The organism is Streptomyces sp. NPDC005566 (assembly GCF_040605575.1).
Lineage (GTDB): Bacteria > Actinomycetota > Actinomycetes > Streptomycetales > Streptomycetaceae > Streptomyces.
Window position 1 is genome coordinate 166,890 of the sequence record NZ_JBEXDB010000005.1, and the last position, 20,328, is coordinate 187,217.

The window sequence follows — 20,328 nt, forward strand, 5'->3', positions numbered from 1 at the left end:
TCATTCAGGGCTACTTGCGGGACGGAAAACGATCGGCCCTGCCGGCTGAATGATCAACCGACAGGGCCGCTGCTCACCCGCGGACGGGTCAGCCGGTGGTGAAGCTGACGACGAGGTACTGCTTGTCGTCCAGCGTGCTCTTGCGGGGCTCGCTGATCATCTTCTCGGAGATGAACAGCCGGCCCTTGTCGTAGATGTACTCGGCGTAGTACCCGGAGAACCCGGTCTCCGCGTCGCGCACCGCCTCGTCGCTCGGGTTCTCCATCAGCACGGTCTGCTTGAAGGTGGAACCGTCGATGGAGACGATCTGGCCGCCCTTGTCGTACGGGGGCTCCTTGTAGGCGATGACGTTGGTGCCGTCCATGCGCAGCGGGGTCAGCGTGTAGCGGTCGCCCGCGTCCGCCTTGCCGCCGACGAGCTTGCCGGTGGCCAGGTCGAAGGCGACGATCTCGTTCGTGTCGCCGTACTCGCCGCCGCCCTCGTGCTCCTCGGTCGGCACGTAGAGCTTGTTGCCGCCGACGGCCAGGGACTGGCACGTCTCGACCTCGGTGGAACCGCAGCGGCCGGCGTACTGGTCCGCGTCGGCAGAGATCCGGACGATCAGCTTGCCGGTGGCCGCGTTGATGGAGAAGAAGTCCGAGATCCCGCTGCCGTCACCGGCGGTGTCGCCGACATCGGCCGCGACGACGAGCGGCTTGGTGGAGACGATGCTCGCGTACTCCACACCGGCCGGCATGTTGTACGAGGACAGGGGGGCACCGGTCGTCGGGTTCAGTGCCTGGATGGTGAGCTGCGGGTCGTCGTAGGTACCGCACTTGCGGACCACGGCGAGGGCCTCGCCGCCGCCGTACCCCTTGTCGTAGCAGCCGTTGGTGTCGGTCTTCGGCTTCCACAGCTCCGCGCCGGTGGCGAGGTTGAACGCCGCGCCGCCGCTGGTGCCGCCCGCGGCGACCGTCGTCCCGCTGAGCGTGACCTCGCTGAACCTGATGGGCTCGTCACCGCTGGAGCTGGAGACGACCGACTTGTTCCACAGCAGCTTGCCGGTGTTCAGATCGAGGGCGCCGACCTGGTTGCACGACGGGTACTTGTCCGCCTTGGTCGGCTTGCCCTCCTCGAAGACGATGGCCGTCTTGTAGTCCTTGCTCATGTGCCGGGAGGCGGCGCAGAGCTGGCCGGGCAGCGGGATGGACCAGAGCTTGGTGCCCTTGGCCGGGTCGTAGCCGGCGATCTCGTACACACCGGTCTTCACGAACGCCTTGTCGGTGAGCCAGGAGCCCGTGACCGTGGTGGTGTCCGTGACCTTCGGCTGGGGGAGCTGGAAGCCGACCTCGGACTTGATGTCGGCCGGCGCCTTCTCGTTGCCGCCGCCGAGTCCGCTGCCTTCGCCGCCCTTGCCCTCGCCGCCGTTGGTGCCGGCCGAGGACGCCTCGTCCTTCTTGCCACCGTCGTCACCGCTGGTGGAGGCGTAGATGACTCCGCCGCCGACGATCAGCACCACCGCGACGACCGCGGCGACGATGATCTTCATCTGGGTGTTGAACTTCTTGCCGCCGTTGCCGCCCGGCTGCGGTGCGAGGTACTGCTGCTGCATCGGGGCGGTCGGGTAGCCGTACCCCTGCTGCGGGGGCATGCCGGGGTGCCCGGGCGGCGGTCCCTGCGGGAAGCCGTACCCGGGCTGGGTCGGGGGCTGTCCGGGCGGCGGGGCCTGCGGGTATCCGTAGGCGGGGTTCTGCGGCGGCTGTCCGGGCGGCGTCTGCGGGGTGCCGTAGCCACCGGGGGGCGGCTGCGGGGCACCGTAGCCACCGGGGGGCGGAGGCGGCGGGCTTCCGTAACCACCGGCGGGCGGGGTCGGCGGTGCGGCCGGGGGCTGCTTGGAGAAGCCGTCGGAGGGGGGCGGCGTCGGCGCGCCGAATCCGCCGGGAGGCGGGTCCTGCGGGGCGCCGAATCCGCCCTGGGGCGGCTCGTTGGGCGGCTGCGTCATGGCGTACGTACCTCTGAGGAGTCTGTGGAGAGGGGGCTGCGGGTGCGGCGGGAGGGCCGGGTCCCTCGGATGCCGTCGTGATACGTCACTTGCCGAAGGCCATCATCGTCTTCTGGGCCTTCTCCTCCTCGTCGTTCGAGGCGCTGACGCGTCCGCTGACGATGAAGGAACGGCCGCCCGCGTAGGCGATCTTCGACGTGAAGAAGGAACTCTCGATCCGGGTCGTCGAGTCCGGGTGCTGCAGGACCACCTTGGGCGCACCGCCGGCCGGTGCGAGGGTCGCGATCGCCCCGCCCTTGTCGTACGTGGCCTCCAGGTAGAGCAGCACGTTGCCGCCCTCCATGCGCAGCGGCTTCATGACGCGCTCGGCGGGAGCCGCCGCCTTCCACTTGGGCTTGCCGGTGTTCAGGTTGAACGCGATGACCTTGTTGGTGCGGCTGGTGCCGCTGGTGTCGTCCTCGGTCGCCATGTAGAAGGTGTTGGCGTCGGCGGCGACACCGGTGCAGCCCTCGAGCTGCTCACCGAAGATGGCGAAGTCGTGGCCGCAGTCGACGGAGAACTTGTCCTCCTTGTCGCCGACCAGCTGGGAACGGAGCGTGCCGTTCTCCTTGATGGCGAGGATGGACCACTTCTTCTCCTCGCGCTGGGTGAGGGAGACGACGAGCGGGCTCACCGAGTAGACCTTGTCGACCTCCCAGCCGCGCTGGGGCTTGTACGTCCACTTGGGCTTCCCGGTGGCCGGGTCGACCTCCTGGACCTGGTGCTGCGGGTTGTCCAGGTCGTCGGTGCGGCAGCTGGACGCCGCGATGAGCTTGGGGCCGCCGGCGAACGCGAACGGCTGGCAGTTGCCCGCCTGCTTACCGAACAGTTCCTTGCCGTCGCTGACCCGGTAGCCGTTGGAGTTGCTGGTGCGGCCGACGGTCACGGTGTCGCCGCTGATCGCCAGGCCGATGTCGGACATCAGGTCCCAGGTGCTGTTCTTCGTGATCGTCTTCTTCCAGCCGGGCTTGCCGGTGTTGAGGTCGATCATCTGCAGGACCGAGCAGTCCGCCTTGTCCGTGGTGCCGTTCTTCACACCGATGACGATCTTGCCGTCGGTGGTGGCCGTGCCGGGCGCCGCGCACATGTCGGCGGGCAGCGGAAGCGTCCACTTCTGCTTGCCGTCGGCGGCCGAGTAGCCGGAGACCGTGCGGTACATGCCCTTGACGATCGTGTCGCCGACGATCCACGGGCCGTACACGTCCGCGCCGTTGCGAGGGAGGTCGACGTCGTTCGTCGTCAGCCAGAGGACCTTCGCCTCACCGGGCTTGCGCCCGGCGTTCAGGTCGTCGTCGACCTCGCGGCCGTCGCCGTTGCCGTCACCCTCGTCGACGGTGGGCGAGGCGGTCGGGCCGGGCGCGGTGCTCGTCCTGGCGATGGGCTTCTTGTCGTCGTCGCTGCCGCTCGTGGCGAACCAGACGCCACCGCCGACGACCAGCAGTGCGGCCACGGCCGCGCCGATGATGATCGCGGGCTTCCCCTTGAAGGGGTTGCCGCCGGAGCCGCCGGGAGCGGGCGCGCCGGGGTACTGCTGCTGCGGGTAGCCGTAGCCGCCGGGCTGCGTCGGCTGGCCGTACGGGCCGGGCTGCTGGGCGTAGGGACCCGGCTGCTGGGCGTACGGGCCGGTCTGCGCGTCGTACGGGCCGGGCTGCTGGGCGTACGGGCCCGGGGCCTGCGGGTAGCCGTAGCCGGGGGTGCCGGCCGGTGCCTGCGGGTAGCCGTAGCCGGGTCCGCCCGGGGGCGGCGTCTGCGGGGGAGCCGGCGGCATCTGCGGCGGGGCGGCGGGCGGCGGCGTCTGCGGCGGGGACGGCTGGTTCCCGGGCGGCTGAGGAGTTCCCTGCGGCGGCTCCTGCGGAGCCCCGAAGCCTCCCTGCGGCGGTTGCTGGCTGGGCGGCTGGGTCATCAGTACGTCCCCCTTCGTGCGGTGCGGTCCGGTGCCCGGTTCGTTCTCCCCCGCGATTCCGCTGGGCTGAATTCCCCTCGGAAAGGAGCGAATCGGGCATGGCTTCCGCTGCGTTACGGCAGTCGAGCGGGGCTTCTTTGTACCACCCGCCCGACATCGAACACCGGATCGGTCCACCCCCTGTTCCCAAGGGAGAACCGGGCCGTGATGCCGCCGTTACGCGCGCGCCCGGGACCATCGGGACACCCGTCACCGAGGTTGCGTCAACTTGCCCCGTACCGGGAGCCTTTCACGGACCCTGCACTCTTTGCGCCGTACCGCTCCGTGACGCTCCCGCGCGGCGCAGCGCACACGGAACCCTCACTTGCCGAAGACCATGAGGGCCGTCATCGCTTTCTCCTCCTCGTCCTCGTCCGAGCTGATCCGCGTCGGAGCGAGGAAGAAACGGCCCCCCACGTAGGCGGCCTTGGGCGAGAAGACCGAGGACTCCGTCGCGGCCCCCGACGCCGGGTGCTGGAGCAGCGTCCTGGGTGCACCCCCGGTGGGCGCGATGACGGCGAGCGCACCGCCCTTGCTGTACGAGGGCTTCACGTAGACCAGTACGTCGGTGCCTTCCTTGCGCAGCGGCCACATGACCTGGTTGTCCGGCGCGGGCGCCTTCCACACGGTCCGGCCGGTGGCCAGGCTGAAGGCGATGACCTTGTTGGTCATCCCCTCGGAGGTGCTCTCGGGATTGGTCGACAGGTAGAACCTCTCCTTGTCGGCCGCGACCCCGACGCAGCCGTCGAGGTTGCTGCCCGACTCCACGGACTCCTCACCGCACCTCTGGGCGTAGTTCTCCGTGCCGCCGACCAGTTGGGAGCGGTAGGTACCGTCCTCGTTCAGGACGGCGATGGCCCACTCCTCGTCCTTCTTGATCGAGATGACGAGCGGACTCGACGAGTACACGTGCGCGACCTTCCAGCCGGCCTTGACCTCGTACGTCCATTTCGGCGCACCGGTGACCGGGTCGACCTCCTGGAGCTGCTGCCGGACAGGGTCGACGGGCTCGGCCTGGCAGCTGACGGCGGCGATCATCCTCGGACCGCTCGTGAAGGCGAACGGCTGGCAGACACCCTCTCGTCCGCCGAAAAGCTTCGTGCCGTCACTGATCCGGAACGCGTCCGTGTTGCCGGTGCGTCCGAAGGTCACCGTGTCCCCGTTGACCGACATCGCGACATGCGACAGACCGTCCTGGATGCCGGTGCGGTCGACGGTCTTCTTCCAGCCCGCCCTGCCGGTGCGCAGGTCGATCATCTGCAGGACCGAGCATTCCGCCTCCTGCTCAGAGACGTTGTCCTCGATGCCTACGACGATCTTGCCGTCGGCGGTGGGCTGCGTCGGTGCCGCGCAGAGGTCGGTGGGCAGCTTCAGGGTCCACTTCTCGGATCCGTCGGCGACCGAATAGCCGGAGACCGTGCGGTAGATGGCCTTGACGACCGTGTCGCCCGCGAACCACGGGCCGTACTGCTCGTCCCCGTACTGCGGCAGGTCGATACCGCTCTCCCGGATCCACAGCACCTTCGCCTCGCCGGGCTTGCGCTCGGCGTTGATGCCGGCGGCGGTCGGAGCGTTGCTCTTCCCGTCCTTCTCGCCCGTCGTGGGCGAGACGCTCGGCGTCCCGGTTCCGCCGCCCGACACGGGTTGCTTCTTACCCGTCCCACCGTCGCCGCTCGTCGCGAACCAGACGCCCCCGCCGACGAGCAGCAGCACGGCGAGCACGGCCCCGACGACCAGCGCGGGCCTGCCCTTGAACGGTCCGCGCCCGCCCCCGTTCCCGGGCCCACCGGGGTGCGGCGGCTGCGGGTGGTCGTGCGGCCGGGGGTACGGGTACGGCCCGGGTTGCCGGGCGTAGGGCCCCGGCTGCTGGGCGTACGGGCCGGGTTGCTGCCCGTACGGTCCGGGCTGCGCACCCTGTGCGGGCGGGTAGCCGTACCCTGGCGCGGGCGGGGGGTCGTACGGTGCCCCGAAGCCTCCCTGCGGCGGTTGCTGACCGGGCGGCTGGGTCATCGGTACGTCCCCCTTCGTGCGGTGCGGTCATGACTTTCGCGACGGTACGACCGTCGAGCGGGGCCGTCACTCACCGAAGACCATCACGGTCTTGATCTTCGCCTCGTCCTCGTCGTTGTCCGAAACGACCAGCGGGTTGGTGAGGACGGTGCGGCCGTCCACGTAGGCGGCCTTCGGCGACATCATGCTCCGCTCGGTCCCGGCGGACGCAAGCGGGTGCCTCAGCACCGTCCGCAGGTCACTGCCGTCGGCCGAGAGCGTGGCGATCGCTCCGGCCTTCTTCCATGCCTCCACGTGGACGAGCACCTTCCCGCCCTCCATACGCATCGGCTCCATCACCTGTCCGGGCGGGGAATCGGCCTTCCACTTGGGCTTGCCGGTGTCCAGGTCGAAGGCGATGACCTTGTTGGCGAGCCCGGTGCCTCTGCTCTCGGCCCCGGTCGACCGGTAGAAGGTGTCGGCGTCGGCCGCCACCCCGCCGCAGCCGTCCAGGTTCTTGTTGGAGTCGTCCATCGCGCAGTCCATCGAGAACTCCTCGGCGCCGGAGTCGATCCGTGAGCGGAGGGTGCCGTCGTCGTTCAGGGCGACGACCCTGAACTCCCCCACCTTCCTCAGCGAGAGGACCAGCGGCGAGACCGAGAACACCTTGTCGACGGTCCAGCCCGTCGAGATCTTGGCGGTCCACTTCGCCCTGCCGGTGGCCGGGTCGACCTCCTGGATCTGCATGTTCGGCTGACCGTCGGCCGTGAAGGGGCAGCCGGCGGACGCGATGACCCGGGGGCCGCTGGTGAAGGCGACCGGCTGGCAGTTGCCCGGCTGCTGGGCGAACACCTCCTTACCGTCGTCGACCCGGTAGGCGTTGGTGCCGGCAGCGCGCCCGTACGTCACGGTGCCGCCGTTGATGGACATGGCCACATCCAGCTGGATGTCCACCTTGTGGACCTTGGGAACCGTCTTCTTCCAGCCCTGCTTGCCCGTTCTCAGGTCGATCATCTGCAGGACGGAGCATTCCGCGTCCTCGGCGGTGCTCTCCAGGACGCCGATGACGATCTTCCCCTCGGTGGTGGGCAAGGTGGGCGCCGCGCAGATGTCGGTGGGCAGCCGCAGGCTCCACTTCTCCTTGCCGTCGGCCATCGCATAACCGGAGACAGTGCGCCACATGCCCTTGGCGATCATGTCGCCGAACAGCCACGGGCCGTGCACGTAGGCTCCGCTGCTGGTCAGGTCCACATCGTTGTTCCGCAGCCAGAGGACCTTCCCCTCCCCCGGCTTCCGCCCTTCGTTGAGCTCTGCGGCCGTGGGGCCGGTGCCGGCTCCCGCTGCAGCTGCGGAGGGGGAGCCGCTCGGCTGCCCGGGGTCCGCGCTCCGGCTCTCCCCCGCAACAGGCTTGTCGTCGTTCCCGTCACCGTCGCCGGTGGCCAGCCGGACACCGCCGCCCGCGATCAGCAGCACGGCGAGCACCGCGCCGATGAGCAGAGCGGGCCTGCCGCCGAACGCCTTGGGACGGCCCGGCCCGCCGGGTGCGCCGGGTGCGGGGCCACTGCCGTGCTGCTGCTGCTGCGGGTAGCCGTCACCGCCCTGCGGCGGGTAGGCGTAACCACCCTGCGGAGGCTGCCCGTATGCGGTGGGTGACGGCTCGTACGGAGCCCCGAAGCCCTCCTGCGGTGGTTGCCATCCGGGCGGCTGGGTCATCGGTGCATCCCCCTCTGTACGGCAGAACTACCGCACAGTCAGAACATTCCGGGCGGCCCTACTTTCTACCACCCGCACCACACGCCCCACCTACCCCACTCACCCCACCGCACCTGCCAAGGGTCAGGCGTCCTCGGCCAGTTCGAGCCAGCGCATCTCCAACACGTCGCGCTCCGCAACCAGTTCACGCAGTTCGGCGTCCAGTTCGGCCACCTTCCCGAAGTCGGTGGCGTTGTCGGCGATCTGCGCGTGCAGCGCGGTCTCCCTGGTGGACATCTTGTCGAGCTGCCTCTCGACCTTCTGCAGTTCCTTCTTCGCCGCACGCGCCGCCTGCGGCGAAACAGCCTCGGCCCCTGCGGCCTTCGGCGCCTGGGAGAAGGCGGCGGCGGACGGTGTGGCCGCCTCCTCCATCCGCTGCCTGCGCTCCAGGTACTCGTCGATACCGCGCGGCAGCATCCGCAGCGCCTTGTCGCCGAGGAGCGCCATCACGCGGTCCGTGGTCCGCTCGATGAAGAACCGGTCGTGGGAGATCACGATCATCGACCCGGGCCAGCTGTCGAGGAGGTCCTCCAGCTGCGTGAGGGTCTCGATGTCCAGATCGTTGGTGGGCTCGTCGAGGAAGAGGACGTTGGGCTCGTCCATCAGCAGACGCAGGATCTGCAGCCGGCGCCGCTCGCCACCGGACAGGTCGCCGACCGGGGTCCACTGCTTCTCCTTGGAGAAGCCGAACTGCTCGCAGAGCTGCCCCGCGGTCATCTCGCGGCCCTTGCCGAGGTCGACCCGGTCGCGTACCTGCTGAACCGCTTCGAGCACCCGCAGGTTCGGGTTGAGCTCGGTGACCTCCTGGGAGAGGTACGCCAGCTTCACGGTCTTGCCGACGATCACCTTCCCGGCGGCCGGCTGTGCGTCGCCCTGCGTACGGGACGCCTCGGCGAGCGCCCGCAGGAGGGAGGTCTTGCCCGCACCGTTCACTCCGACCAGGCCGATCCGGTCGCCGGGGCCGAGCTGCCAGGTGAGGTGGGTGAGCAGGGTCTTGGGCCCGGCCTGGACCGTCACGTCCTCCAGGTCGAAGACGGTCTTGCCGAGGCGGGCGTTGGCGAACTTCATCAGCGCGCTGGTGTCGCGCGGCGGCGGCACATCGGCGATCAGTTCGTTGGCCGCCTCGATGCGGTAGCGCGGCTTGGACGTACGGGCGGGGGCTCCGCGCCGCAGCCAGGCCAGCTCCTTGCGCATCAGGTTCTGCCGCTTGCCCTCCTCGGTGGCGGCGATCCGCTCCCGTTCGGCCCGGGCGAAGACGTAGTCGCTGTAGCCGCCCTCGTACTCGTGGACCGCACCGCGCTGGACGTCCCACATGCGGGTGCAGACCTGGTCGAGGAACCACCGGTCGTGGGTGACGCAGACGAGGGCGGAGCGCCGGGCCCGCAGATGGCCGGCCAGCCAGGAGATTCCCTCGACGTCGAGGTGGTTGGTGGGCTCGTCGAGGACGATCAGGTCCGGCTCGCCGATGAGCAGCTTGGCCAGCGCGATCCGGCGCCGCTCGCCGCCGGAGAGCGGGGCGATGACGGTGTCCAGGCCGTGTTCGAAGCCCGGCAGGGCGAGCCCGCCGAAGAGACCGGTGAGGACATCGCGGATCTTGGCGCTGCCCGCCCACTCGTGGTCGGCGAGGTCGCCGATGACCTCGTGCCGGATGGTGGCCTTCGGGTCGAGGGAGTCGTGCTGGGTGAGGACACCGAGGCGCAGCCCACCGTTGTGGGTGACCCGGCCGGTGTCCGCGTCCTCCAGCTTGGCGAGCATCCGGATGAGCGTCGTCTTGCCGTCGCCGTTGCGGCCGACGACGCCGATCCGGTCGCCCTCGGACACCCCGAGGGATACACCGTCGAGCAGGGCACGGGTGCCGTACACCTTGCTGACCTGCTCGACATTGACCAGATTGACGGCCATTTCACTCCTGTTTCGGGGATCCCTGCGTCGGGGACCGGTCTACCTACGCTCGACGTCCCAGGGTAGTCGCCGCGGGAGGTGCGATAGCGTGCGGCGATCGATCATGGGACAGAACCCCTGGTCGGAGCGGTTCGGATCATCTCTGGGGTGGGGACTTCATGATGCGCGGTGCGGTACGGACGCTGGTTCCGGCGGTCCTGGCGGCGGTGGCACTGGCCGGCTGTTCGTCGCCCGACAGCGGCACGTCCGGGACGGATCCGGAGAGCAGGGCGACGGACCCGGCGGGCAGCGGCGGGACCGACGGGGCGAAGCCCGTCGCCAAGGGCAGCACCCTCGGCGGCGCCGGCTCGCCCTGCGCGCTGCCCGTCACCTTCGACCTCGCGGCGGACTGGAAGCCGGCGGCCGTCGAGGTCGATCCCGGCTCCGACCTGGCGGCCCTGGGTGAGCAGGGCCCGGTCACGATGGTCTGCGAGATCGACGCGAAGCCGGCGGGGAACATCGGCTACCTCCGGGTCTGGCAGGGGAAGGCCTCCGACGGCGACCCGCGGAAGGTGCTGGAGGCGTTCGTGGCGGGCGACCCGAACGCGGCCGAGGCGACGTACACACGGACGAAGGCCGGCTCCCTGGCCGCAGCCGAGGTCGGTTACTCGGTGAGCAGCGAGCTGCTGGACGAGCCGAAGACCGAGCGCGCCTTCGCGGTCGCCACACCCGAAGGCCCGGTCGTCGTGCACCTGGGCGGGCTGGACTCCGAGGAGCACCGGCAGATGCTTCCGGCGTACGAACTGGTGAAGAAGACCCTGAAGCTCGGCTGACGTGGCGGGCGGCCGACGCGGCGCCTCGTGCCGACGCCGCCACTACGGCCGCTGAACCGTCGCCCCCGGTGCGGGGGACACGGCGGCCCGCGCGCTGCGGCAGGTGCCCGAGGTCCGCAGCGCGTCGGCCACCTTCTCCGCGGACTCCGCGTCCGCCACCAGGAACGCCGTGGTCGGCCCGGACCCCGAGACCAGTGCGGCCAGGGCGCCTGCGGCGGTGCCCGCCGCCAGGGTGCCGGCCAGCGAGGGGCGAAGGGAGAGCGCGGCGGCCTGGAGGTCGTTGCTCAGGGCGCCGGCCAGTGCGGCGGTGTCCCCGGCGCGCAGCGCGTCCAGGAGCGCGGCCGACGCCGTCGGCTCGGGCACCCGCGTACCGGCGGTGAGCCGGTCGAACTCGCCGTACACCGCGGGGGTGGAGAGTCCGCCGTCGGCCACCGCGAAGACCCAGTGGAAGGTTCCGCCGACGTCGACGGGGGTCAGCTGTTCACCGCGCCCGACTCCGAGTGCCGCCCCGCCGACCAGGCTGAACGGCACGTCGCTGCCCAGTTCGGCGCAGATGGCGAGCAGCTCGTCCGGGGTCGAGCCGGTGGACCACAGGGCGTCGCAGGCCAGCAGGGCGGCCGCGCCGTCGGCGCTGCCGCCCGCCATGCCGCCCGCGACGGGGATGTCCTTGTCGATGTGGATGTGCACATCGGGGGCGATGCCGTGCCGTTCGGCCAGGGCGATCGCGGCACGGGCGGCGAGGTTGGTGGCGTCGAGCGGTACCTGGGCGGCGTCGGGGCCCGAGCAGGTGACGCACAGGGCGTCGGCGCGGGTGACGGTGACCTCGTCGTACAGGCCGACGGCGAGGAAGACGTTGGCCAGGTCGTGGAAGCCGTCGGGGCGCACCGCGCCCACCGCCAGCTGCGCGTTGACCTTGGCGGGGACGCGGACGGTGACGCCGGGGGTCATGCGGAGGGCTCCGGCTTGTTCTCGGCGATGGCCGCGAACTCCTCGACCGTCAGCGCCTCGCCGCGTGCCTGCGGCGAGACTCCCGCGGCGACCAGGGCGGCCTCGGCGGCGGGCGCGGAGCCCGCCCACCCGGCCAGGGCCGCGCGCAGCGTCTTGCGGCGCTGGGCGAAGGCGGCGTCGACGACCGCGAAGACCTCGGCCCTGCTCGCCGTGGTCGCGATCGGCTCGGTGCGCCGCACCAGGGAGACCAGCCCCGAGTCGACGTTCGGCGCGGGCCAGAAGACCGTGCGCCCGATGGATCCGGCGCGCTTGACGTGGGCGTACCAGTTGGCCTTGACCGACGGCACGCCGTAGACCTTGTTGCCCGGCCCGGCGGCCAGCCGGTCCGCGACCTCGGCCTGCACCATCACGAGCGTCCGCTCGATGGTGGGGAAGCGCTCCAGCATGGTGAGCAGGACCGGTACGGCGACGTTGTACGGAAGGTTCGCGACCAGCGCGGTGGGCGCGGGGCCGGGAAGTTCCTTCACGAGCATCGCGTCCGAGTGGACCAGCGCGAAGCGGTCGGCCCGTCCCGGGAGCCGGGCGGCGACCGTGGCCGGCAGGGCGCCCGCGAGCACGTCGTCGATCTCGACGGCGACGACCCGGTCGGCCGCCTCCAGCAGGGCCAGGGTCAGTGAACCCAGGCCGGGCCCCACCTCGACCACCACGTCGTCGGACCGCACCTCGGCGGTCCGGACGATCCTGCGGACCGTGTTGGCGTCGATGACGAAGTTCTGGCCGCGCTGCTTCGTGGGGCGTACGCCCAGTGCTGCGGCCAGCTCGCGGATGTCTGCGGGGCCCAGGAGGGCGTCGGGCTCTGTGGTGCTCACCCGTTAAGCCTACGGCCGCTGCGGGGACCGGGGCCCGCCCCCCGCCGACGGCAGGGTCTCGCGGTGCACGACGACCTCGTCGCCGTCGTCGAGCCCGCTGCCGGGGGCCGGCGCGACGAGGTCGCGGGCGCCGACCGTGAGGCCCCGGTCGTCCAGGAGCTCCCCGACGTCGTCCGCGAAGGTGTGCACGGTGCGCGGTTCGCCGTCGACGCTGAGCTCGATGGCTTTGTCCTGGGCGAGGAAGGCCGAGGTGCCGCCCGCCAGGAAGGCGACCACCAGAGCCTGCGCGAGGAGCCCCTGAAGGCTCTCGGGGGCGCTCCGGTGCCTGGCGGCCGCTGCCCGCCGGGCGGCGGCCCTGCGCCCGGTCGTCACGTCCGGGGCCGTCGCCTGCCGGGGTACCAGGGGTGTGTCGAGCACCGTCGGGTCGTGCACCGGCAGGACGCCCGGCCACCCTCCGGCGACGATCGTCCGCTCCTCGTGGAGGGAGCGCGGCGCTGCCGGAGCCGGGACCTCTTTCGTACGCCGACCGGCGCGTGGTGCGCGATGACTGCCCTGCGAATGGCCCACGACGCTCCAGGAGTTCCGGCCGGCCGACCCGTTGCGCGGGGACGATAGCGGAGCCCCGGTCACTGTTCACAGTTGTATGACTGCGCAGCGTGGCGAAGCGGGCGTCCCGGGTTCGCGTCAGAAATCGAACGCGCGGGCCGTGTTGTCGTAGACCGCGGCGGCCAGGGCGTCCTCGTCCGTCCCCCGGACCTCGGCCATCGCACGGAGCGTCACCGGAATGAGGTAAGGCGCGTTGGGCCGTCCGCGGTACGGGGCGGGGGTGAGGAAGGGTGCGTCCGTCTCGACGAGGACGAGCTCCGTCGGAGCGACGGCCAGCGCGTCGCGCAGCGGCTGGGCGTTCTTGAAGGTGACGTTGCCCGCGAAGGACATGAAGTACCCGGCCGCCGCGCAGATCCGGGCCATGTCGGCGTCTCCGGAGTAGCAGTGGAAGACGGTCCGCTCCGGTGCGCCCGCGTCGGCGAGGATGCGCAGCACGTCCGCGTGCGCGTCACGGTCGTGGATGACGAGGGCCTTGCCGTGCCGCTTGGCGATCTCGATGTGGGCCCGGAAGGACTCCTCCTGGGCGGCCATGCCCTCGGGGCCCGTACGGAAGTGGTCGAGGCCGGTCTCGCCGACCCCGCGTACGTGGTCGAGGGCGGCCAGTGCGTCGATCTCGGCGAGCGCCTCGTCCAGCGCCGCCCTGCCGCCCGGCTCCCGGACCCCCTGGCGCGCCGAGCCGTCCGGGTCACCGTGCACGATGCGCGGCGCCTCGTTGGGGTGCAGGGCGACGGAGGCGTGCACGGAGGCGTGGGCCGCCGCGGTCTCGGCGGCCCAGCGCGAGCCCTTCACGTCGCAGCCGACCTGGACGACGGCGGTCACGTTGACCGCCGCGGCCCGGGCCAGGCCCTCCTCGACGGTTCCGTCCTGCATGTCCAGATGGGTGTGCGAATCGGCGACCGGAACCCGGAGGGGTTCGGGCAGCGGCGGGGCGTCCGTACGGCTCATGCCCACGACTCTACGAGGGCATGAGCTCCGCCTCACCGCCGGTGGAAGGGATGCAGCAGATCGGACAGCTGCCAGTGGTGCGGTGCGTCGCCCTGTGCCGGTACGGCGGCGGGTACGGGCTCCTTTTCGACGGCCTTCTTCGGATGCGCGGGCTGCTGACGGAGCAGCTGCTGCACGGTGGAGACCCGGCCGGCCCGCATGATGCGGACCACATGACCGCCGCAGTTCGCGCACGTCGGAGTGGACAGCGGTGAGGGCACGCGCTCCCCGTCCGCCTTGTACACCACGAACGCGTTGCCGGACCCGTCCACGTGGTGCTCTATCTCGTAGGCCTGTTCCCAGCCGTATCCACACCTCATGCAGGCGAAGGCGTACGCCTCGTGCACGGTGGTTGCTGCGATCTCACTCATGCCTGCTCCTCTTGTCCGCCGGACAAGCACTCCGGACAAGCACTCCGGGTCGTGCGTTCCACCCTCCAGTGGACGCCTTTCCCGGCGGCAACGCACCAGGTCTGCCGAGTGTTGGAACGCTCTTGGCCCATCCATGGGCTGGGGGCCGGGTACGCGGCTCGGGCTTTACATTTCAGGTTAGTCCTTTGCCCTGCGCGTGGCCGGTCCCGGCCGCGTTCTTTGCCGCGACGACCGCATCGAAGACCTCGCGCTTGGGCAGGCCGACATCGGCGGCGACGGCGGCGATGGCCTCCTTGCGCCGCTCCCCCGCCTCCTCGCGCACCTGCACCCTGCGCACCAGCTCGGCGGCGTCCAGCCCCTCGTTCCCGGTGTCGGTGGCTCCCTCGACCACGACGGTGATCTCGCCGCGCACTCCTTCGGCCGCCCACTGCGCCAGTTCGCCGAGCGGCCCGCGCTTCACTTCCTCGTACGTCTTGGTCAGCTCACGGCACACGGCGGCCCTGCGGTCCGCGCCGAACACCTCGGCCATCGCGGCCAGGGTGTCGTCCAGCCGGTGCGGTGCCTCGAAGAAGACCATCGTGCGGCGTTCTGCGGCGACCTCGCGCAGCTTTCCCAGCCGCTCGCCCGCCTTACGGGGCAGGAAGCCCTCGAAGCAGAACCGGTCGACCGGCAGGCCGGACAGCGCGAGCGCGGTCAGGACCGCGGACGGCCCCGGTACCGCGGTGACCTTGATGTCCTTCTCCACGGCCGCGGCGACGAGCCGGTACCCGGGGTCGGAGACGGACGGCATTCCGGCGTCGGTGACCAGCAGGACACGCGCGCCGTTCACCAGTGCCTCGACGAGTTCCGGCGTACGCGCCGACTCGTTGCCCTCGAAGTAGGAGACGACACGCCCCGTCGTGTGGATGCCGAGCGCCTGGGTGAGCCGGCGCAGCCTCCGGGTGTCCTCGGCGGCCACGACATCGGCCGTCTCCAGTTCGGTGGCGAGGCGTGGCGGGGCGTCCGCCACGTCGCCGATGGGGGTCCCTGCGAGTACGAGCGTTCCAGTCGTTCCAGTCACATCGGCCATCCTCCCAGGACGGGCGGCACCACTCGCACAGATGCGTTCCCTACGATGGCGCCGTGACGAGTACTGCGCCCGAAGCCCGACAGGGCCACGACGCCGGGAACGATGCCGGCGACCAGCCGCATTCCTGGCAGCAGCGGCTGCGCCGCTTCGGCCATTCCCCGCGGCCGGGAACCGGGCTGCGCGAGCGGCTGATTCCGCCGTACACCCGCCCGGGAGGCCAGTTCTGGGACGTGCTCGGCGTGCCCGGGACCCTGGCGGGCCACCTGGTCCGCTGGTCCGCCTGGGGCGGGCCGCTCCTGGTGGCACTGGTGGCCGGGGTGCTGCGGTTCTGGAACCTGGGCAGCCCGAAGGCGGTGATATTCGACGAGACGTACTACGCCAAGGACGCCTGGGCGCTCGTCAACCAGGGGTACGAGGGCGCCTGGCCCAAGGACGTCGACAAGCTGATCCTGAAGGACCCGTCCTCGGTGGACATCCCGGTGGACCCCGGCTACGTCGTGCATCCGCCGGTCGGCAAGTGGATCATCGGTTTCGGCGAGCAGATCTTCGGCTTCACCCCGTTCGGCTGGCGGTTCATGGTGGCGCTGCTCGGCACCGTCTCGGTGCTGATGCTGTGCCGGATCGGCCGGCGGCTCTTCCGTTCGACGTTCCTGGGCTGCCTCGCGGGCACGCTGCTGGCCGTGGACGGGCTGCACTTCGTGATGAGCCGCACGGCGCTGCTCGACCTCGTGCTCATGTTCTTCGTGCTCGCGGCGTTCGGCTGCCTCCTCATCGACCGTGACTGGGCCCGCCGCAGACTGGCCGCCGCGCTGCCGGTCGACGAGGACGGCGTGCTGCGCCCGGACGCCCACGTCGCCGAGACGCTCCGCCTCGGCTGGCGTCCGTGGCGGATCACCGCCGGTGTGATGCTCGGCCTGGCCTTCGCCACGAAGTGGAACGGGCTGTACATCCTCGCCGCGTTCGGTGTGATGGCGGTGCTGTGGGACGTGGGCGCGCGGCGCACGGCGGGTGCGCAGCAGCCGTACCGGGCCGTGGTCCTGCGGGACCTGCTGCCCGCGTTCGTCTCGACGGTGCCGGTCGCGATCGGCACGTACCTCGTCTCGTGGACCGGCTGGATCGTCACGGACAAGGGCTACTACCGCAACTGGGCGGCCACCGAGGGCAAGGGCGGCAGCTGGACCTGGCTGCCGGACTGGCTGCGCAGCCTGTGGCACTACGAGAACCAGGTGTACGAGTTCCATGTCGGCCTGACCTCCGGCCACACGTACCAGTCCAACCCGTGGAGCTGGATCGTGCTGGGCCGCCCCGTCTCGTACTTCTACGAGGAGAAGGCGGGCTGCCTCACGTCGGAGACCGGCAAGTGCGCCCGCGAGGTGCTGGCGATCGGTACGCCGTTGCTGTGGTGGGCGGGGTGCGTGGCGCTGCTGTACGTGCTGTGGCGCTGGTTCTTCCGCCGTGACTGGCGCGCGGGCGCGATCGCGTGCGGTGTGGCGGCGGGCTGGGTGCCCTGGTTCTTCTACCAGGAGCGGACGATCTTCCTCTTCTACGCGGTCGTGTTCGTGCCGTTCCTGTGCCTCGCGGTGACGATGATGATCGGCGCCCTTCTGGGCCCGGCGGCCGGCACCGGGACCACACGCGAACTGGGTCTGAGCACCGGGGATCCGACCGGCGAACGCAGACGGACCCTGGGAGCGATCGCGGCGGGCGTGCTGGTGCTGCTGATCGTCTGGAACTTCGTCTATTTCTGGCCGCTCTACACGGGCACGTCCCTGCCGGACACCTCCTGGCGGGACCGGATGTGGCTGGACAGCTGGGTGTAGCGGGCTCAATGGGCCGGCAGGGCCACGCGTACCCGCCGGCCCTGCCCTGCCGGAGCCCCGGTACGCCAACAGGGCCTGGACCGCGCGTCGCGGTCCGGGCCCTGTCCCGTGCGGTGCCGCCCTGGGGCGGCGGTGCGTCAGCTCTGTGCGGTGTCGTCGCCCGTCTGCTCCGCGCCCTCGGCCGCGGCTGCCTTCTCGCGCATCTTGCGCACCAGCTCCGCCTTCTGGTCGGCTGCACCCTGGCGGTCGAGGTTGCGGTGCGGACCGTTGTTCTGCCGTTCGGCACGGGACAGCCTCTTGCGCTGGCCGCCGCCCATGCCCACGGGGTTGTTGATGTTCTTGCTCACGGTCACGGGTTCTCCCGGTAATGATGTGGAGTGATCTACGGATTCGTCGGTGGGGGCGGGCGGCGACGTCGGAGGACGTCAGCAGGGGCCCGTGACGCTCTCACTCGTGAATCGGCGTCTGGAAGAACATGCCAAAGACGTTACCCGGTTCCGCCGGTACCGCACACCAACCGTTTCGCCGCCCCGGCCGGAGAGCGTGCCTCCGGCAGGTCCCGCTCGTCCTCAGCGGTGCGGGAGGTCGTCGAAAGGCCTGTCCCGGAGCCCTGGGGCGCCATAGTGTCAGGGCCATGGACGGGCAGTGGGCCGTGGTCGTAGGGGCGGGACTCGGCGCCAGCGGGGCGATTGTCGGCGCCCTCACCACGTGGGCGAGCTCACGGCTCCAGGCCCGCTCGCAGGTGAACGTGGTACGGCTGCAGCACAGTGCCGCCCATGATGCCGAGACGATCGCCCGCAAGCGCGCGGCGTACTCGGATCTGGTCCTGTCCGTCGACACCGTCCGCCGCCAGATGCGGATCGTCCGGCAACACGTGCAGGGCACGCCGGGCACCGACAGCGAACTCCAGGCCGAGCGCGACGCCGTTCACGACCGGATACGCGAGATGCAGGCTGCCGAATGGGTCCTGCGGCTCATGCTGTCCGATGACGAGCAGGCAGCGGTCACCGGTCTCGTGGATGCGGTCTACACCGCCCATCAGGCACTCGTCGAGGATGTTGAGGAGTGGCTGGAAAGTACGCCGACGAGCGGGATGCGCGAGCCGGGGGACACGACCCGCTACCGCCGCACGACAGCTGCCGTTCAGGCCCAGATGATGGCGTTCGCGGGCATTGCGCACGCCCGGCTGTACGCCCGGGGAGCACGCGAGGCAGGCACGACCGCCCGGAGACGGCCCCGGCGCCGTCCGTAGGCCCCAGCGGCCCTACGCCCTGACCGGGAACGTGAGCTCTCCAACCGCGGGGCGTACGACTGCTTCTGGCCTCTCCACGGGGACATCGCTCCCGAAGAACCCCTGACGGGACCGTATGTGGCTGGACGGCTGGGCACGAGGACGGAAGAAAGCGCTCTCGCGCAGACCGTCGCGGTCCGATAACAACCTCCTCAGCCCTCACGCCTGTCCCGTACAGTGCCGAGGACATCCCCCCTGAACACGTTCAAGGGGGACTCCTGGGGAGGGGACTGCACAGATGCGCAGTGGAGCGAAAGTCGCCGTTGTGGGCGGGGTGTTCGTGCTTGTGGCCGGAGGGCTCGGCTACGGCGCGTACAGCGTGGTGCTGGGCGGCGGCGGGGCCGATGGTACGGAGTCCGCGTCCGCGTCCTCCGAAGTGAGAACGGGACCGCCCAGCAAGTCCGAGATCGAGGAGACCTCGAAGGGATTCCTCAAGGCATGGGCGTCCGGCGACGCGACGGCCGCCGCCCTGCTCACCAACAACCGGGACATCGCCGAGCCGCTGCTGACCGGCTACGGCGAAGAGGCCCACGTCACCAAGGCGGTGATCACCCCCGGCGCGGCCGTCGGCACGAAGGTCCCGTACACGGTGAAGGCCACGGTGTCGTACGAGGGGAAGACCAAGCCCTGGTCGTACGCCTCCGAACTGACCGTCGTACGCGGCCTGACCACGGGCAAGGCCCTCGTCGACTGGCAGCCCACGGTGATCCACCCTCAGTTGACCGAGGGCGCGTCGCTGAAGACCGGCGAGTCCTCGACGGCGGCGATCGAGGCCGTCGACCACAACGGCAAGGTGCTCGACAAGGAGAAGTACCCCTCGCTGGGCCCGATCATCGACGCCCTGCGTGAGAAGTACGGGGACACCACCGGCGGTTCTCCCGGCATCGAGACGTGGGTGCAGTCCGAGGCCGAGGACGTACCGAACACCACCCTGCTGACCCTGGCCAAGGGCAAGCCGGGCCGGCTGCAGACCACCCTCGACAAGAACGTGCAGGCGGCGGCGGAGCAGGCGGTGAAGCGGTTCCCCGAGACGTCCGTGGTGGCGGTCCAGCCCTCGACCGGTGCGATACAGGCCATCGCCAACAACCGGGCGGACGGCTACAACGCGGCGATGACGGGCCAGTTGGCCCCCGGCTCCACGATGAAGATCGTGACGGCCGCGATGATCATCCAGAACGGTCTCGGGAGCATGAACGAGAAGGTGGAGTGCCCTTCGACCGTCTCGTGGGAGGGAGTGACCTTCCACAACCTGAAGGACTTCTCGATCGCCGCCCCCACGCTGCGGGACGCCTTCGCCCGGTCCTGCAACACCACCTTCATCAAGCCCGTCAAGTTGCTGGGCGCACGGGCCGGTACGGCCCTCGGTCAGGAAGCGCGCGACTACTTCGGGCTCGGGCAGGACAACTGGAAGACCGGCCTGCAGTCCTTCGACGGCAGCATCCCCGAGTCCTCGGGAGCCGAGACGGCGGCCTCCTACATCGGTCAGGGCAAGCTCCTCATGAGCCCCCTGAACATGGCGTCGGTCACCGCGACCGCGAAGCAGGGCGCCTTCAAGCAGCCCTACATCGTCCCCCGCGAGCTGGACGGCCGGCCGTTCGCCACCGCCCGCCCCCTGCCGGGCAGCGTGGCACAGCAGCTGCGGGAGATGATGCGCTACACCGCGACCGGCCCCAGTGGCACCGGCAGGGCCGCCATGTCCTCGGTCGGCGGCGACAAGGGCGCCAAGACCGGCTCGGCCGAGGTCGACGGACAGGGCACGTCCAACAGCTGGTTCACCGGCTTCAGCAACGACCTCGCGGCCGCCGCGGTCGTCCAGTCCGGCGGCCACGGCGGCGACGCGGCCGGCCCGGTGGTGGCGGCGGTACTGCGGGCGGGGCCCTGACCGGGCCGTAGTCGTGGTGCCGTCCCCGCCGCGGCGGGGACGGACCGGAACTGCCTGGTGCGGGAACCGGG

The 20,328-nt window shown here is 70.7% G+C and carries 16 protein-coding genes; 4 read left to right on the top strand and 12 right to left on the bottom strand.

Annotated features, from left to right (window positions below; translation table 11 throughout):
- Nucleotides 1–88 precede the first annotated feature (88 nt).
- The 5 genes from ABZS61_RS09905 to ABZS61_RS09925 form a co-directional block, all read right to left on the bottom strand.
- On the bottom strand, nucleotides 89–1,981 hold the full coding sequence (locus ABZS61_RS09905; RefSeq protein WP_356417657.1) for a PQQ-binding-like beta-propeller repeat protein: 1,893 nt from the start codon (nucleotides 1,979–1,981) through the stop codon (nucleotides 89–91).
- Nucleotides 1,982–2,066: 85 nt separating this feature from the next.
- Nucleotides 2,067–3,923 carry a PQQ-binding-like beta-propeller repeat protein gene (locus ABZS61_RS09910; protein WP_356417658.1) on the bottom strand — a complete coding sequence of 619 codons (1,857 nt, stop codon included), beginning with the start codon at nucleotides 3,921–3,923 and terminating at the stop codon, nucleotides 2,067–2,069.
- 360 nt (nucleotides 3,924–4,283) lie between these two features.
- A complete protein-coding gene (locus tag ABZS61_RS09915) occupies nucleotides 4,284–5,972 on the bottom strand; it encodes a PQQ-binding-like beta-propeller repeat protein (protein WP_356417659.1) in 1,689 nt (562 codons plus the stop codon).
- A gap of 66 nt (nucleotides 5,973–6,038) precedes the next feature.
- A complete protein-coding gene (locus tag ABZS61_RS09920) occupies nucleotides 6,039–7,664 on the bottom strand; it encodes a PQQ-binding-like beta-propeller repeat protein (protein ID WP_356417660.1) in 1,626 nt (541 codons plus the stop codon).
- A gap of 123 nt (nucleotides 7,665–7,787) precedes the next feature.
- Nucleotides 7,788–9,605 carry an ABC-F family ATP-binding cassette domain-containing protein gene (locus ABZS61_RS09925; RefSeq protein WP_356417661.1) on the bottom strand — a complete coding sequence of 606 codons (1,818 nt, stop codon included), beginning with the start codon at nucleotides 9,603–9,605 and terminating at the stop codon, nucleotides 7,788–7,790.
- A 158-nt stretch (nucleotides 9,606–9,763) separates the two neighbouring features.
- Here ABZS61_RS09925 and ABZS61_RS09930 point away from each other — a divergent pair, with 158 nt between their 5' ends.
- Nucleotides 9,764–10,417 (top strand): lipoprotein, encoded by a 654-nt coding sequence (locus tag ABZS61_RS09930; protein WP_356417662.1) that lies wholly within the window; start codon nucleotides 9,764–9,766, stop codon nucleotides 10,415–10,417.
- 42 nt (nucleotides 10,418–10,459) lie between these two features.
- Here ABZS61_RS09930 and ABZS61_RS09935 read toward each other — a convergent pair whose 3' ends face one another.
- The 6 genes from ABZS61_RS09935 to rsmI form a co-directional block, all read right to left on the bottom strand.
- Complete coding sequence (locus ABZS61_RS09935) at nucleotides 10,460–11,365, bottom strand: 4-(cytidine 5'-diphospho)-2-C-methyl-D-erythritol kinase (protein ID WP_356417663.1); 906 nt, start codon at nucleotides 11,363–11,365, stop codon at nucleotides 10,460–10,462.
- Nucleotides 11,362–12,234: a 16S rRNA (adenine(1518)-N(6)/adenine(1519)-N(6))-dimethyltransferase RsmA gene (rsmA, locus tag ABZS61_RS09940; protein WP_356417664.1), complete on the bottom strand. Its 873-nt coding sequence runs from the start codon at nucleotides 12,232–12,234 to the stop codon at nucleotides 11,362–11,364. The genes ABZS61_RS09935 and rsmA overlap by 4 nt, the downstream gene beginning before the upstream one ends.
- 9 nt (nucleotides 12,235–12,243) lie before the next feature.
- Nucleotides 12,244–12,801 carry a ubiquitin-like domain-containing protein gene (locus tag ABZS61_RS09945; protein WP_356417665.1) on the bottom strand — a complete coding sequence of 186 codons (558 nt, stop codon included), beginning with the start codon at nucleotides 12,799–12,801 and terminating at the stop codon, nucleotides 12,244–12,246.
- Between the two features lie 117 nt (nucleotides 12,802–12,918).
- Nucleotides 12,919–13,785, bottom strand: a complete 867-nt coding sequence (locus tag ABZS61_RS09950; RefSeq protein ID WP_356417666.1) for a TatD family hydrolase — start codon at nucleotides 13,783–13,785, stop codon at nucleotides 12,919–12,921.
- 32 nt (nucleotides 13,786–13,817) lie between these two features.
- Nucleotides 13,818–14,195 carry a hypothetical protein gene (locus ABZS61_RS09955; RefSeq protein WP_356417667.1) on the bottom strand — a complete coding sequence of 126 codons (378 nt, stop codon included), beginning with the start codon at nucleotides 14,193–14,195 and terminating at the stop codon, nucleotides 13,818–13,820.
- A 172-nt stretch (nucleotides 14,196–14,367) separates the two neighbouring features.
- Complete coding sequence (gene rsmI / locus ABZS61_RS09960) at nucleotides 14,368–15,264, bottom strand: 16S rRNA (cytidine(1402)-2'-O)-methyltransferase (protein ID WP_356417668.1); 897 nt, start codon at nucleotides 15,262–15,264, stop codon at nucleotides 14,368–14,370.
- 53 nt (nucleotides 15,265–15,317) lie between these two features.
- Here rsmI and ABZS61_RS09965 point away from each other — a divergent pair, with 53 nt between their 5' ends.
- Nucleotides 15,318–17,084 (top strand): phospholipid carrier-dependent glycosyltransferase, encoded by a 1,767-nt coding sequence (locus tag ABZS61_RS09965; protein WP_356417669.1) that lies wholly within the window; start codon nucleotides 15,318–15,320, stop codon nucleotides 17,082–17,084.
- Between the two features lie 137 nt (nucleotides 17,085–17,221).
- On the opposite strand, the gene ABZS61_RS09970 is transcribed toward ABZS61_RS09965, so the two are convergent.
- Complete coding sequence (locus ABZS61_RS09970) at nucleotides 17,222–17,437, bottom strand: DUF6243 family protein (protein WP_356417670.1); 216 nt, start codon at nucleotides 17,435–17,437, stop codon at nucleotides 17,222–17,224.
- A gap of 281 nt (nucleotides 17,438–17,718) precedes the next feature.
- Here ABZS61_RS09970 and ABZS61_RS09975 point away from each other — a divergent pair, with 281 nt between their 5' ends.
- A complete protein-coding gene (locus ABZS61_RS09975) occupies nucleotides 17,719–18,336 on the top strand; it encodes a hypothetical protein (RefSeq protein ID WP_356417671.1) in 618 nt (205 codons plus the stop codon).
- 277 nt (nucleotides 18,337–18,613) lie between these two features.
- The gene (locus ABZS61_RS09980; protein ID WP_356417672.1) at nucleotides 18,614–20,257 is read left to right on the top strand and encodes a penicillin-binding transpeptidase domain-containing protein; all 1,644 of its coding nucleotides are present in this window, start codon (nucleotides 18,614–18,616) and stop codon (nucleotides 20,255–20,257) included.
- The last annotated feature ends 71 nt before the right edge of the window (nucleotides 20,258–20,328 follow it).

Bases quoted from the DNA above. Each gene is read 5' to 3' on its own strand.
- ABZS61_RS09950 (WP_356417666.1), bottom strand. From the start codon at position 13,785: ATGAGCCGTACGGACGCCCCGCCGCTGCCCGAACCCCTCCGGGTTCCG.
- ABZS61_RS09910 (WP_356417658.1), bottom strand. From the start codon at position 3,923: ATGACCCAGCCGCCCAGCCAGCAACCGCCGCAGGGAGGCTTCGGGGCT.
- ABZS61_RS09980 (WP_356417672.1), top strand. From the start codon at position 18,614: ATGCGCAGTGGAGCGAAAGTCGCCGTTGTGGGCGGGGTGTTCGTGCTT.
- ABZS61_RS09975 (WP_356417671.1), top strand. From the start codon at position 17,719: ATGGACGGGCAGTGGGCCGTGGTCGTAGGGGCGGGACTCGGCGCCAGC.
- ABZS61_RS09905 (WP_356417657.1), bottom strand. From the start codon at position 1,981: ATGACGCAGCCGCCCAACGAGCCGCCCCAGGGCGGATTCGGCGCCCCG.
- ABZS61_RS09925 (WP_356417661.1), bottom strand. From the start codon at position 9,605: ATGGCCGTCAATCTGGTCAATGTCGAGCAGGTCAGCAAGGTGTACGGC.
- ABZS61_RS09915 (WP_356417659.1), bottom strand. From the start codon at position 5,972: ATGACCCAGCCGCCCGGTCAGCAACCGCCGCAGGGAGGCTTCGGGGCA.
- ABZS61_RS09955 (WP_356417667.1), bottom strand. From the start codon at position 14,195: ATGAGTGAGATCGCAGCAACCACCGTGCACGAGGCGTACGCCTTCGCC.
- rsmI (WP_356417668.1), bottom strand. From the start codon at position 15,264: ATGGCCGATGTGACTGGAACGACTGGAACGCTCGTACTCGCAGGGACC.
- ABZS61_RS09920 (WP_356417660.1), bottom strand. From the start codon at position 7,664: ATGACCCAGCCGCCCGGATGGCAACCACCGCAGGAGGGCTTCGGGGCT.
- ABZS61_RS09930 (WP_356417662.1), top strand. From the start codon at position 9,764: ATGATGCGCGGTGCGGTACGGACGCTGGTTCCGGCGGTCCTGGCGGCG.
- ABZS61_RS09935 (WP_356417663.1), bottom strand. From the start codon at position 11,365: ATGACCCCCGGCGTCACCGTCCGCGTCCCCGCCAAGGTCAACGCGCAG.